Raw genomic sequence first — 12,908 nt, forward strand, 5'->3', positions numbered from 1 at the left:
CTGGGGATAGCACGATGACCTTTCACCAAGCCAAGGGGCTGCGTCCCATCCGGCGCTCTACCTTGAACCGTGTCAGCGCGTTGGGAGTCGCGCTGATGCTGGCCTGCGCTCCGGCGCTGGCCGCCGCACCGGCCGAGAAGCCGGTGGGCGCCACCGTGGCTCCGGCGGCAGCGCCGGCCGGCCTGTCGGTGGCCAAGATCGATTTCAAGCGCGGCGATGATGGCGCCGGGCGCCTGATCGTCCAGTTCGACGGCCAGGGCGCGGTGCCGGATCTGCGTACGCAGGGCAACAGCGTGGTGGTCGATGTCGGTAACGCTCGGCTGCCGGCCAACCTGCAGAAGCCGATGAACGTCACCGACTTTGCCACACCGGTGCAGCGCATCGACGCCAAGCCGTCCGGTGCCGGTACGCAGCTGGTGCTCAGTACCGGTGGCGCGGTGGAGTCGCTGGCCTACCAGAGCGGCAACGAGTACGTGGTGGAGATCAGCCCGCGGCAGGCGCCCGCCGCGGTGGGCGCGGTCACCGCCGGCAGCGTCACCCAGGCCGCCAAGGCGGTGGGGCAGCGTGGCTTCACCGGCAAGCCGGTGACCTTCAACTTCCAGGACGTGCCGGTGCGCACCGTGCTGCAGTTGATCGCCGAGGAATCCAATCTCAACGTGGTGGCCTCCGATTCGGTACAGGGCAATGTGACCTTGCGCCTGGTCAACGTGCCGTGGGACCAGGCGCTGGACATCGTGCTGCGCGCCAAGGGCCTGGACAAGCGTCGCGATGGCAGCGTCATCTGGGTCGCTCCGCAGGCTGAGCTGGCCAAGTTCGAGCAGGAGAAGGAAGACGCGCGGATCGCCATCGAGAACCGCGAAGACCTGGTCACCGATTACGTCCAGATCAACTACCACAGCGCCACGCAGATCTTCAAAGCGCTGACCGAGGCCAAGGGCATCGGTGGAAGTAGCAACAATAGTGGTAATGGAGGCAGTTCATCGCAGGAGGATAGTGGCTTCCTTTCTCCACGTGGCCGTATCGTGGCCGACGAGCGCACCAACACGCTGATGATCAGCGACATCCCGAAGAAGATCGCGCGCATGCGTGAGCTGATCGGTGTGATCGACCGTCCGGTTGACCAGGTGCTGATCGAAAGCCGTATCGTCATCGCTACCGATACCTTCGCCCGCGAGCTGGGTGCGAAGTTCGGCATCAGCGGCAGCCGCGACAACGTGTATTTCAGTGGCAACCTGGAAGCCAATCGCCTGACCCGCGAATCCCAGGTCAAGGCTGCACAGGATAATGCCAAGGCCGAACGTGACTGGATTACTGGCGGCCGCGTCGGTCCGCCGCCCGTGCCGACGGGTTCGGCAATTACCCGTGGCCTGAACTGGAGTGTGCCGGTAGCCGCGGCCAACAACCCCGGCTCGCTGGCGCTGTCGATCCTCAACGCAGGCTACCTGCTGGACGTGGAGCTGTCGGCCATGCAGGAAGAGTCGCGAGGTGAGGTGATCTCCAACCCGCGCGTGGTTACCACCAACCAGCGCGAGGCGATGATCAAGCAAGGCAAGGAGATCGGCTACGTCACCATCAGCGGCACCGGTGCTGCCGGTGGCGCCGGCTCCACCCCGAACGTGCAGTTCAAGGAAGTGGTGCTGGAACTGCGGGTGACCCCGACCATCACCAACGACAACCGCGTGTTCCTCAACATGCAGGTGAAGAAGGATGAAGTCGACCGCCTGATCGAACTGCAGGGCTACGGCACGGTGCCGTCGATCAACCGCCGCGAGGTCAACACTGCGGTACTGGTCGAGGATGGGCAGACCGTGGTCATCGGTGGCGTGTACGAGTTCACCGACCGCAGCAGCATCAGCAAGGTGCCGTTCCTGGGCGACGTGCCGTTCCTGGGCAACCTGTTCAAGAAGCGCGGCCGCAACAAGGACAAGGCCGAGCTGCTGGTGTTCGTCACGCCGAAGGTGCTGCGCGTGGCCAAGCAGAACTGAGCCCCCGCCACCCGCGCAACGCAGAAGGGCCGCCACGCGCGGCCCTTCTGCGTCTCCACCCGTAGATCCACGACGCCCATGTCCAGTAGATCCACGCCATGCGTGGACACTGTTCATCCTTTCTTGATGCCAATCGCAAGGCACCCTGCGATGATGTCGGGAACCCGTGCCGTCCCGCGCCGGTCAAAGGCCCCCATGAACCTGCCACCGCCGATGCCCGAAACCGTCTCGCCGCCGCCCGCGCCGGCCGCCTCCCGCCTGCATGGCGCCTTCACCCAGCTGCGCGATGCCCTGTCGGCCGAGATCGTCGGCCAGGCGGCACTGGTCGAACGCCTGCTGATCGCGCTGCTGGCCGATGGCCACCTGTTGGTGGAAGGCGCTCCGGGCCTGGCCAAGACCACGGCGATCCGTGCGCTGGCCTCGCGCCTGGAGGCGGATTTCGCCCGCGTGCAGTTCACCCCGGACCTGTTGCCGGCCGACCTGACCGGCACCGAGATCTGGCGCCCGCAGGAGGGCCGCTTCGAATTCGTACCCGGCCCGATCTTCCACCCGATCCTGCTGGCCGATGAAATCAACCGCGCGCCGGCCAAGGTGCAGTCGGCGCTGCTGGAAGCGATGGGTGAGCGCCAGGTCACCGTTGGCCGCCACACCTACGCGCTGCCGCCGCTGTTCCTGGTGATGGCCACGCAGAACCCGATCGAGCAGGAAGGCACTTTCCCGCTGCCCGAAGCACAGCTGGACCGGTTCCTGATGCATGTACGCATCGGCTACCCGGACCAGGCCGCCGAATCGGAGATCCTTCGGCTGGCCCGCGACCGCGCCCGTGGCGCGCTGGGCGAAGCCGCACCGGCGGCGGAAAAACTGCCGATGCAGGATGTGTTCGATGCCCGCCGCGAAGTGCTGGACCTGCACATGGCGCCGGCGCTGGAACGCTACCTGATCGAGCTGGTGCTGGCCTCGCGTGATCCGTCGCGCTATGACGCTGGCCTGGGCCGCCGCATTGCCTGGGGCGCCAGCCCGCGCGGTTCCATCGCGCTGGAACGCTGCGCACGTGCGCGCGCCTGGTTGGCCGGCCGCGACTTCGTCACGCCCGATGACGTGCGAGCGGTTGCCGCCGACGTGCTGCGCCATCGCGTACTGCCCAGCTACGAAGCCACCGCCGAAGGCTGGGACGGCGAACGCCTGGTGCAGGAACTGCTGGTCCGCGTGCCGGCACCCTGAGCCTGCGCATGGCCGATCCATCCCTGCACCACGCCTCTTCCGTCAGCGACGGTGACGGGCTGCGCCCGCAGCTGGCCGAACTGGTAGCGCTGCGCCGCCTTGCACAGCGACCGCCGCCGCCACGCCCTGGCCGCGCCGGCAACGCGGGGCAGGCGCCGTCGCCGCTGCGTGGGCGTGGCATGGAGTATGCCGAGTCACGCGAGTACGTGGCCGGTGATGATGCGCGCCATATCGACTGGCGGGTGACCGCACGCACCGGTCGTGCCCATACCAAACTGTTCCAGGCCGAACGCGAGCGGGTCAGCCTGATCGTGGCCGATACCTCGCCGGCCCTGTACTTCGGCACCCGCGTGCGCTTCAAATCGGTGCAGGCCGCACGTGCCGGTGCTGTCGCCGCGTGGTCGGCACAGCGTCGTGGTGATCGCATCGGCGCCCTGCGTGGCAGCGACCGTGAACCACCGATCGCACCGGCAGGTGGCCCGCGCGGCGTGCTGCGCGTGCTGGATGCGCTCACCCGGTGGTATGCGCAGCCACCGGCCGATGACCTTGGCCTGGAGCGCGCGCTGGACCATGCCGGTCGCGTCCTGCGCCCGGGTGCACGCGTGCTGGTGCTGGCCGACCCGCAGCAGGCCATCCGTATTCCGCCTGCGCGCTGGAGTGCGCTGGCCCAGCACCATGACCTCAGCCTGGTGCTGCTGGTCGATCCATTGGAACTGCAGCCTCCATCGGCCGCGCTGCAGTTCCAGACCATGCAGCAGCGCATCGGCCTGGACCTGCGGCGCAGCGAGGTGCAGGCGCATTGGCAGGCACACTTCGTCGAACCGCTGCAGGAACTGCGGCGTCAGCTCGGCGCACGCCGTGTCGATGTGCAGGTGCTGACCACCGATGCGCCCAGCGATGCCTGGTTGGCACCATCGCCCACCGAGGTGCCGGCATGAGTGCCAACCTGCCGCTGCGCGACGTCCAAGTGCCACCGCCTCCGTCGTGGTGGCCACCGGCACCGGGCTATCTGATGATCGGCGGTGGGGTGCTGCTGTTGCTGGCGGCGATGGCCTTCGTGTGGTGGCAGCGCCGCCGACGCTGCCAACGCTGGTTGCAGCTGTTCGATCAGGAGCTGGCAACCACCGGCGATGCTGCTGCAGAACTGGCGGCGATTGCAGGGCTGCTGCGTCGCGCCGCGCGCCAGGCACAGCCCGGCAGTGAATCCCTGCGCGACGACGCCTGGTGGCAGCGCGTGGATCCGGAAGGCACGCTGCCCGCGGCACGTCGCAGTCTGCTGGCCGAAGGTGCCTATCGCCCGCGGGTGGACGCCAACGATGTGGCGGCGCTGCGCAGCTGGGCGCGCGAGCGCTACCTGGCCATGCTGCTGGAGCGCCGCCGATGAACCTGCTGGCAAGTTACTGGCCATGGCCGGACCTGCAGCTGGCGTGGCCGCTGGCCCTGCTGACGCTGCCGTTGCCGTTGCTGATGCGCTGGTGGAAGCGTCGTGCCGACCCCGGCGCTGCGCTGCGCGTGCCATATGCAGCGACGGAACTGGAAGCGCTGGCCGGTGGCGGCCGCGTTGATGTGTCGTGGCTGCGCACGCTGCTGTTGTGGCTGGGCTGGTGCGCGCTGTGCGTCGCACTGGCACGCCCGCAACAGCTGGGCGAAGCAATCACGCCACCGCAGGAGGGCCGGCAGATGATGCTGGCGATGGACGTGTCCGGCAGCATGGGCGAGGGCGACATGGTCCTGGGCGGGCAGGCGGTGGATCGCCTGACCGCGGCCAAGGCCGTGCTCGCCGATTTCCTTGATCGTCGTGCCGGTGATCGCATCGGCCTGCTGATCTTCGGCGACCGCGCCTACACGCTTACGCCGCTTACTGCCGATCTGGCCAGCGTGCGCGACCAGCTGCGCGACAGCGTGGTCGGCCTGGCCGGGCGCGAGACGGCCATCGGTGATGCCATCGGCCTGGCAGTGAAACGCCTGCGCAGCCAACCGGAGGGGCAGCGCGTGCTGATCCTGCTGACCGACGGCGTCAGCAACGCCGGGGTGCTGGAGCCGCTGCGTGCGGCGGAAGTGGCCCGCGCCGAAGGTGTACGCATCCACACCGTCGCGTTTGGTGGCGATGGCAGCATGCGCCTGTTCGGCATTCCCATTTCCGCCGACCAGGATCCGGTCGACGAGGCCACGTTGAAAAAGATTGCCAGCATGACCGGTGGCCAGTTCTTCCGCGCCCGCGATACCGCGCAGCTGGCCGGCATCTACGCCGAACTGGACCGGCTGGAGCCGATCGCGGCGAAGGGGCCAAGCCTGCGACCGCGCGAGGAGCGCTATGCCTGGCCGTTGGGCCTGGCGTTGTTGCTGGGTGCGTTGGCATGGGTGTGGCCGGAGCGCCGCCGATGATCGCGTTGGCATCCCATCTTCCCGACTGGAATGCGCTGCACTTCCTGCGCCCGGAATGGCTGTGGGCCTTGCTGGCTTTGCCGGTCATTCTTGCACTGGCGCTGTACCGGCAGCGGCGCAGCGATGTGTGGCGAACAGCGGTGGATGCCCACCTGTTGCCGCATCTGCTGGCCGCGGGCACGCGCCGCCGCGTACGCCTGCCCTGGGCCGTCCTGCTGGGCTGGACGCTGGCCTCGCTGGCCATGGCCGGGCCAAGCTGGCGCCAGCAGGCACAGCCGATGTTCCAGGCCAGCGCGCCGCTGCTGGTGGTGCTGGATCTGTCCAGCCGTATCAATGCCACCGACCTGCCGCCGTCGCGCCTGCTGCAGGCGCGGGCGAAAGTGGGTGAGCTGCTGCGTGCCCGCCAGGGCGGACAGGTGGGCCTGGTGGTCTACGCCGAGGACGCCTACACCGTGGCGCCGCTGACCGACGACGGCAGCAATGTGGCGCTGTATCTGGACGCGTTGTCGCCGGATGTGATGCCACGTGACGGCCAGCGTGCCGACCGCGGCATCGACTGGGCAACACGGTTGATGCGCCAGATCGGGGCGCTGCGGGGGCAGATCCTGCTGGTCAGCGATCACGCCGATGATGAAGCGGCACTGGCCGCAGCGCAGGCGCGCAGCCTGGGCCTGCAGGTGTCGGTACTGGGCCTGGGCACCCCCGCCGGGGCGGCGTACCGGGATGGCAGTGGGCAGATCCGCCAGGCTGCGCTGGATGAAGGCAGCCTGCGTGCCGTGGCCACCGCGGGCGGTGGCCGCTATGCCCGCATCGCCGCCGATGCCAGTGATCTGCGCGCACTGGGCGTACTGGATGCACGCGAAGGCACTGCAGCGCAGCGGCCGGGCGAGGGCAAGCAATGGCGTGATGAAGGGTTCTGGCTGCTGCCACCGGTGATGCTGCTGGCGTTGCTGGCCTTCCGCCGCCGCGCGCTGCTGGCGGCAGTGCTGGCGGTGGGCTTGCTGCCATGGATGAGCGACGTGCAGGCGCAGGCGCCTGCCGCGCCCGCCGCACCGCCAGCGCAGGGCACGCTGTGGAAGCGCGCCGACCAGGTGCAGCACCAGCGCTTGGCCGAAGGTGCGCAGGCGTACCGCAATGGCGATTTCGCCGGTGCCCGCAAGCAGTTCGAGGGCATCGACAGCGATGCGGGCTGGTACAACCTGGCCAATGCACTGGCCCGCCAGGGCCACTACGACGAAGCCATTGCCGCCTACGACCGCGCGCTGGCGCTGCATCCCGGCATGGCCGATGCGGTCGCCAACCGTGCCGTGGTCGATGCCGCGCGCAAGCGCAAGCAGTCCGGTGGCAAAGGCCAGGATCAGCAGAATCCACCGCAGAACGGGCAGCAGAAGCCACCGCAGAACGGCCAGGGGCAGCAGAATCCGCAGGGCCAGAAGCCGCAGCAGGGCCAGCAGGATCCTGGCCAGGGCCAGCCGCAGTCGGGCCAGCAGGGGCAGCCCAAGCCCGGTGACGACAAGAACCCGTCGAGCCCGCAGCCCGGCGAGCGCGGGCGCGATGGACAGCCGGCGCCACCACAGGTGGAGGATGCCAAGGCACAGGCCCGGGCCGATGAGCAGCAGCGCCAGCGCATGCAGCGGGCAATGCAGCAGGCACGTGAGGGCAAGGGCGAACAGGACGGCAAGCCCGTGCCCGGCAGCGACGGCACCACCCCGCGCCAACGCGAGGAGCAACAGGCGGTGGAGGCGTGGATGCGGCGCGTACCGGATGATCCGGGCGCATTGCTGCGGGCCAAGTTCCAGCTGGAAAACCAACGCAGGAAGAGGGAAGGGCGATGACGCGGGCGATCAACATGCACAGGCACTGGCCCCGACAGGTACTGGCGGCGTTGCTGCTGTGGCTGCCGCTGCTGGCCTGGGCGCAGCCGCGCGCGTGGCTGGACCGCGACCGCATCGCGTTGGGTGACACGGTCATGCTCAATGTCGAGAGCGACCAGGGCGCGCCGGACTTCACGCCGTTGCGTACCGACTTCGATCTCAGCGGGCAGACCAGCAGCCGTCAGGTGGAGTGGCGCAATGGCAGCATGCAGCAGCGCACTCTGTATGGCGTGGCACTCACGCCGCGGCGTAGCGGCGCGCTGGTGGTGCCGGGCCTGCAGGTGGGCAGCGTACGTACCGCGCCGCTGACCCTTCAAGTGGATGCCGCTGCCGTGGCCGGCCCCGACAGCAACGCGGTGGCCTTCATCGAAACCGTTGTCGATGACGAGACGCCGTACGTGCAGCAGAGCGTGGGCGTGGTGGTGCGGCTGTATTTCGCCTCGCAGCTGGCGTCCGGCGAACTGGTGCTGGATACCCCGGCAGGCGCGTCGTTGCAGCGGGTGGGCGATGACCGCACCGATGTGCGGCAGGTCAATGGCCGTCGCTACAACGTGGTCGAGCGGCGCTTCCTGCTTGTTCCCGAGCGCAGCGGTGCACTCCGGCTGGCCGGTGCGCGCTTCAGTGGGCGCAGTGCCGGTGGCTTCTTCGACGATTTCTTCGGCGGCGGCGACGGGCGCATGAATGCCACCGGCGCCGACCGCACGTTGCAGGTACAGGCACAGCCGGCGCAGGCGCCGCAGCCATGGTTGCCGCTGCAGGGCCTGCAGCTGCGCTACACCAGTGCACCGACCAGCGCACGTACCGGTGAGGCGGCCAACGTGGTGGTCGAGGCGATTGCCGACGGTGCCACCCGCGCGCAGTTCACCGACCTGCCGGTGCCCGATGTCGGCAACGCCGCACAGGTGTTCGCCGAACCCGCACAGTACGAAGAGAGCTTCAACGGCAGCACGCCGCGCCTGAAGATCACCCGCCGCTATTCGATCGTGCCGCGCCAGCCGGGTTCGCTGGTGGTGCCGGGGCCGCGCCTGCCGTGGTGGGATGTTCGTGCGGGCAAGCCACAGGAAGCGAAGCTGCCGGACCTGACACTCGCCGTCGCAGCCGGTAATGGCGGTGGCAGTGCTTCACCTGCGCCGCTGCCGCCGATCGACACCGATGCTGCGCTGCCGGGGGGCGATGGCCAGGACAGCCGTATCGCGGCCACCGATCCGCGCGCCAGCGGCCTGGCCGAGCGTCCGTGGCCATGGATGGGCGCCGCTATCGGCCTGGCGCTGCTGTGGCTGCTGACCTTGCTGTGGGGCTGGCAGCGTGGCCGTCGCCCGCGCGTGGCGCCGCCTGAGGCGGGCAGGGGGGCTGTGCCGGCTGTCGCGACGGGACGTGCCGGCCTGGCCGAACTGCGCCGCGCGCTGGATGGTGAAGGCTTCGATCAGGTAGAAGCTCAGCTATGCGCGATGGCCGGCGTTGAACGCATCGAGCAGGTCATCGCCCGGTTGGATGACCCGGCCCAGCGCCAGGTGCTGCAGGACCTGCAACAGGCCCGCTGGGGCGGGCAGGGTGATCTGGCGCCGCTGCGCACGCGCCTGCGCGAGGTCTTCCGTGACGGACCGCACTGGTCGGCGGCGGCGATCACCGCTGACACTGGGCTGCCGCCGCTGTATCCACCGCGGCGAACCTGAACCGGCGCCGCTTGCGCGCTTTGTTAGAGTGCATTCATTTTTCGAGGAAACCCGCGCATGACAGCAGCTGCTGCCGACAAGAAGAAGTTGCCCCTGCATTGGAAGATGGGCATCGGCTTTGCGATCGGCCTGATCCTGGGACTGATCGTGCACGCCCTGGGTGGCAGCGTCGATGGTCTGCAGGCCGGTGCCAAGTGGGTAATGGACTACATCACCACCCCGGCGTCGGGCCTGTTCCTCAACCTGATCTTCATGCTGATCGTGCCGCTGATCTTCTCGGCGCTGATCATGGGCGTGTCGGAGATGGGCGACATCCGCGCTCTCGGCCGCATCGGCTGGAAGACCCTCGCCTACACCGTGCTGCTGTCCGGCATCGCCGTGGGCATCGGCCTGGTGCTGGTCAACCTGCTCAAGCCGGGCGCCGGCGTGGATCCGCAGGTGGCCGCCATGATGCTTTCGGAGAACGCCGAGCGCAGCAAGGAAATCGTTGCAGGCATCCATGGCACGCCGAAGGGCATGGACATGCTGCTGTCGATCGTGCCAAGCAACGTGCTGCAGGCTGCATCGGACAACGGTGCGATCCTGTCGCTGATGTTCTTCGCGCTGATGTTCGGCATCGGCATGGTGTTGACCGACGACGAGAAGGTCGCCCCGCTGCGCCGCGCCATCGAAGGCGTGTTTGAAATCTCGATGACCCTGATCAACCTGGTCATCCGCCTGGCGCCGTACGCGGTGGCCTGCTTCATGTTCAACCTGGCCGCGCTGTTCGGCTTCGAGCTGATCATCCGCCTGGGCGCCTACGTGGGCGTGGTGGTGCTCGCGCTGGGCCTGCACATGATCGTGACCTACGGCACCGCCGTGTGGCTGTCCGGCCGCTCGCCGCTGTCGTTCTTCCGCGATACCCAGGAAGCGACGGTGATGGCGTTCTCCACCGCCTCCAGCAACGCCACCCTGCCGACCGCGCTGCGCGTGGCCGACCAGATGGGCCTGCCGCAGCGCGTGTCGCGCTTCGTGCTGACCGTGGGCGCCACCGCCAACCAGAACGGCACTGCGCTGTTCGAGGGCGTGACGGTGATCTTCCTGGCCCAGTTCTTCGGCGTGGACCTGAGCATCGGCCAGCAGATCATGGTGATGGCGGTCTGCATCCTCGGTGGCATCGGCACGGCCGGCGTGCCCTCGGGCTCGCTGCCGGTGGTGGCGATGATCTGTGCGATGGTGGGCGTGAACCCGCTGGGCATCGGCCTGATCCTGGGCGTGAACCACTTCCTGGACATGTGCCGTACCGCGCTGAACGTGACTGGCGACCTGGCCCTGACCACGCTGGTGGCCAAGGGCGAAGGCCACGATGGCCCGGCGCTGGGCCCGCAGCAGGACTGAGTCCGGATTCCCGCCCCCGGACTCCGGGGGCGGGTAGTGCCGGCCGCTGGCCGGGTACGCGTCATCGCATGCGCGCTGCCGCTCCCACGTTTCGCGATGCGAATCGTAGGCCCCCCTTACCGGCTTCCACACCCCCGCGCCTAGGGCGCAGCCCCCGGACTCCGGGGGCGGTAGTGCCGGCCGCTGGCCGGCAACTTCATGATCTTCATTGAATTCTGCGCAGTTGGCGGCCAGCGGCCGGCACTGCCGGGCACGGTGAACCGACCCCCCGCCCGGCGACTATGGGACAATAGGCCGCCCGCACGTCCGCGGCCGCCTCCCGATTCCGACAGAACCATGACGCAGCCTACCCGTCGCCAGTTGGCCAACGCCATCCGCTTCCTTGCCGCCGATGCGGTTGAAACCGCAAAGTCCGGCCACCCCGGCATGCCCATGGGCATGGCCGACATCGCCGAAGTCCTCTGGAACGACTACCTCCGCCATAACCCGAGCAACCCGCACTGGTTCAACCGCGACCGTTTCGTGCTGTCCAACGGCCATGGTTCGATGCTGCAGTACGCGCTGCTGCACCTGAGCGGTTACGACCTGCCGATCGAGCAGCTCAAGCTGTTCCGCCAGCTGGGCAGCCACACTGCCGGTCACCCGGAACGCCACGAGACTCCGGGCGTGGAAACCACCACCGGCCCGCTGGGTCAGGGTTTTGCCAACGCCGTGGGCTTCGCCCTGGCCGAGAAGCTGCTGGCTCAGCGCTTCAACCGCCCGGAGCTGGAAGTGGTCGACCACCGCACCTGGGTGTTCATGGGCGATGGCTGCCTGATGGAAGGCGTGTCGCATGAAGCGGCGTCGCTGGCCGGTACGTGGGGCCTGCACAAGCTGGTCTGCTTCTGGGACAACAACCACATCTCCATCGACGGCAACGTCGAGGGCTGGTTCACCGACAACACCCCGGAGCGTTTCGAAGCCTATGGCTGGAACGTGGTCCGTGACGTCGATGGCCACGACCCGGAAAGCATCAAGGCCGGCATCGAGGCCGCGCTGTCGCAGAGCGACAAGCCGACCCTGATCTGCTGCCGCACCACCATTGGTTTTGGTTCGCCGAACAAGGCGGGCAAGGAATCCAGCCACGGCGCACCGCTGGGCAAGGACGAACTGGAAGCCACCCGCAAGCAGCTGGGCTGGGAGTACGGTCCGTTCGAGATCCCGCAGGCGATCTACGACGGCTGGCGCGCCAATGGCGCCGGTACCCTGCGCCAGGCCGAGTGGGAACAGCTGTTCGACAAGTACGCCAGCCAGTACCCGGGCGAGGCCGCCGAACTGACCCGTCGTTCGCACGGCGAACTGCCGGCCGACTTCGTTGCCAAGGCCGATGCCTACATCGCCCAGGTGGCGGCTGAAGGCCCGACGATCGCCTCGCGCAAGGCCTCGCAGCTGGCCATTGAAGCCTATGCCCCGCTGCTGCCGGAAATCGTCGGCGGCTCGGCCGACCTGGCGCACTCCAACCTGACCCTGTGGAAGGGCAGCACGTCGGTCGCCAGCGACGACGCCAACGCCAACTACGTGTACTACGGCGTGCGCGAGTTCGGCATGACCGCCATTGCCAATGGCCTGGCCCTGCACGGTGGCTTCATTCCGTTCGACGCCACCTTCCTGGTGTTCAGCGACTACGCCCGCAACGGCGTGCGCATGAGCGCGCTGATCCCGGCCCACGCCATCCACGTCTATACCCACGACTCGATCGGCCTGGGCGAAGACGGCCCGACCCACCAGCCGGTGGAGCACCTGGCTTCGCTGCGCTACATCCCGAACAACGACGTGTGGCGTCCGTGCGATGCGGTCGAGTCGGCGGTGAGCTGGAAGGCCGCGATCACCCGCCAGGACGGCCCGAGCTGCCTGGTGTTCAGCCGCCAGAACCTGCCGCACCAGCCGCGCAGCGCCGAGCAGATTGCCCAGATCGAGCGCGGCGGTTATGTGCTGGCCGATGCTGCCGGTACCCCGGACGTGATCCTGATCGCCACGGGCTCGGAAGTCTCGCTGGCCACCGAAGCCAAGGCCCAGCTTGACGCGGCCGGTATCAAGACCCGCGTGGTCTCGATGCCGTCCACCGACGTGTTCCTGCGCCAGGATGCGGCCTACCGTGAATCGGTGCTGCCAAATGCCGTGCGCAAGCGCGTGGCCGTGGAAGCCGGCGTCACCGGTTTCTGGCGCCAGTTCGTCGGCCTGGACGGTGCTGTGGTCGGTATCGACACCTTCGGTGCCTCGGCGCCGGCCGATCAGCTGTACAAGCACTTCGGCATCACCACCGCCCACGTGGTGGAAGCGGCCAAGTCGCTGTAAGCAGCATCGCAGCGTGATGCAGGAAAGGCCGGCGCACGCCGGCCTTTCCTTTTTTCTGT

The 12,908-nt window shown here is 68.3% G+C and carries 9 protein-coding genes; all 9 read left to right on the top strand.

The features are described 5' to 3' along the window. The first annotated feature begins 14 nt into the window (after positions 1–14). The 9 genes from AC5P8C_RS08715 to tkt all read left to right on the top strand — a co-directional run bounded on the left by AC5P8C_RS08715 (position 15) and on the right by tkt (position 12,849). Positions 15–1,985: a type IV pilus secretin PilQ gene (locus tag AC5P8C_RS08715; RefSeq protein WP_134735199.1), complete on the top strand. Its 1,971-nt coding sequence runs from the start codon at positions 15–17 to the stop codon at positions 1,983–1,985. A 195-nt stretch (positions 1,986–2,180) separates the two neighbouring features. Further along, positions 2,181–3,206, top strand: coding sequence for an AAA family ATPase (locus tag AC5P8C_RS08720; RefSeq protein ID WP_233653791.1), 1,026 nt, complete (start codon positions 2,181–2,183; stop codon positions 3,204–3,206). An 8-nt stretch (positions 3,207–3,214) separates the two neighbouring features. Beyond that, positions 3,215–4,144: a DUF58 domain-containing protein gene (locus tag AC5P8C_RS08725; protein ID WP_233653792.1), complete on the top strand. Its 930-nt coding sequence runs from the start codon at positions 3,215–3,217 to the stop codon at positions 4,142–4,144. Next, positions 4,141–4,590: a DUF4381 family protein gene (locus AC5P8C_RS08730; RefSeq protein ID WP_233653793.1), complete on the top strand. Its 450-nt coding sequence runs from the start codon at positions 4,141–4,143 to the stop codon at positions 4,588–4,590. Before AC5P8C_RS08725 ends, AC5P8C_RS08730 begins: the two co-directional genes overlap by 4 nt. Further along, on the top strand, positions 4,587–5,591 hold the full coding sequence (locus tag AC5P8C_RS08735; RefSeq protein ID WP_495218562.1) for a vWA domain-containing protein: 1,005 nt from the start codon (positions 4,587–4,589) through the stop codon (positions 5,589–5,591). Before AC5P8C_RS08730 ends, AC5P8C_RS08735 begins: the two co-directional genes overlap by 4 nt. Further along, positions 5,588–7,426, top strand: coding sequence for a vWA domain-containing protein (locus AC5P8C_RS08740; RefSeq protein WP_495218563.1), 1,839 nt, complete (start codon positions 5,588–5,590; stop codon positions 7,424–7,426). The genes AC5P8C_RS08735 and AC5P8C_RS08740 overlap by 4 nt, the downstream gene beginning before the upstream one ends. After that, positions 7,423–9,138: a BatD family protein gene (locus AC5P8C_RS08745; protein ID WP_495218564.1), complete on the top strand. Its 1,716-nt coding sequence runs from the start codon at positions 7,423–7,425 to the stop codon at positions 9,136–9,138. The genes AC5P8C_RS08740 and AC5P8C_RS08745 overlap by 4 nt, the downstream gene beginning before the upstream one ends. Before the next feature lie 57 nt (positions 9,139–9,195). Continuing rightward, entirely contained in the window at positions 9,196–10,515 is a 1,320-nt protein-coding gene (locus AC5P8C_RS08750; protein ID WP_019660002.1) for a dicarboxylate/amino acid:cation symporter, read from the top strand. A 336-nt stretch (positions 10,516–10,851) separates the two neighbouring features. Next, positions 10,852–12,849, top strand: coding sequence for a transketolase (tkt, locus tag AC5P8C_RS08755; protein WP_495218565.1), 1,998 nt, complete (start codon positions 10,852–10,854; stop codon positions 12,847–12,849). The last annotated feature ends 59 nt before the right edge of the window (positions 12,850–12,908 follow it).

It is taken from the genome of Stenotrophomonas sp. YJH_SMC_46 (assembly GCF_059370315.1).

What these genes read in the sequence shown, in the direction of transcription:
- AC5P8C_RS08735 (WP_495218562.1), top strand. Translation starts at nt 4,587, where the DNA reads ATGAACCTGCTGGCAAGTTACTGGCCATGGCCGGACCTGCAGCTGGCG.
- AC5P8C_RS08720 (WP_233653791.1), top strand. Translation starts at nt 2,181, where the DNA reads ATGAACCTGCCACCGCCGATGCCCGAAACCGTCTCGCCGCCGCCCGCG.
- tkt (WP_495218565.1), top strand. Translation starts at nt 10,852, where the DNA reads ATGACGCAGCCTACCCGTCGCCAGTTGGCCAACGCCATCCGCTTCCTT.
- AC5P8C_RS08730 (WP_233653793.1), top strand. Translation starts at nt 4,141, where the DNA reads ATGAGTGCCAACCTGCCGCTGCGCGACGTCCAAGTGCCACCGCCTCCG.
- AC5P8C_RS08745 (WP_495218564.1), top strand. Translation starts at nt 7,423, where the DNA reads ATGACGCGGGCGATCAACATGCACAGGCACTGGCCCCGACAGGTACTG.
- AC5P8C_RS08725 (WP_233653792.1), top strand. Translation starts at nt 3,215, where the DNA reads ATGGCCGATCCATCCCTGCACCACGCCTCTTCCGTCAGCGACGGTGAC.
- AC5P8C_RS08740 (WP_495218563.1), top strand. Translation starts at nt 5,588, where the DNA reads ATGATCGCGTTGGCATCCCATCTTCCCGACTGGAATGCGCTGCACTTC.
- AC5P8C_RS08715 (WP_134735199.1), top strand. Translation starts at nt 15, where the DNA reads ATGACCTTTCACCAAGCCAAGGGGCTGCGTCCCATCCGGCGCTCTACC.
- AC5P8C_RS08750 (WP_019660002.1), top strand. Translation starts at nt 9,196, where the DNA reads ATGACAGCAGCTGCTGCCGACAAGAAGAAGTTGCCCCTGCATTGGAAG.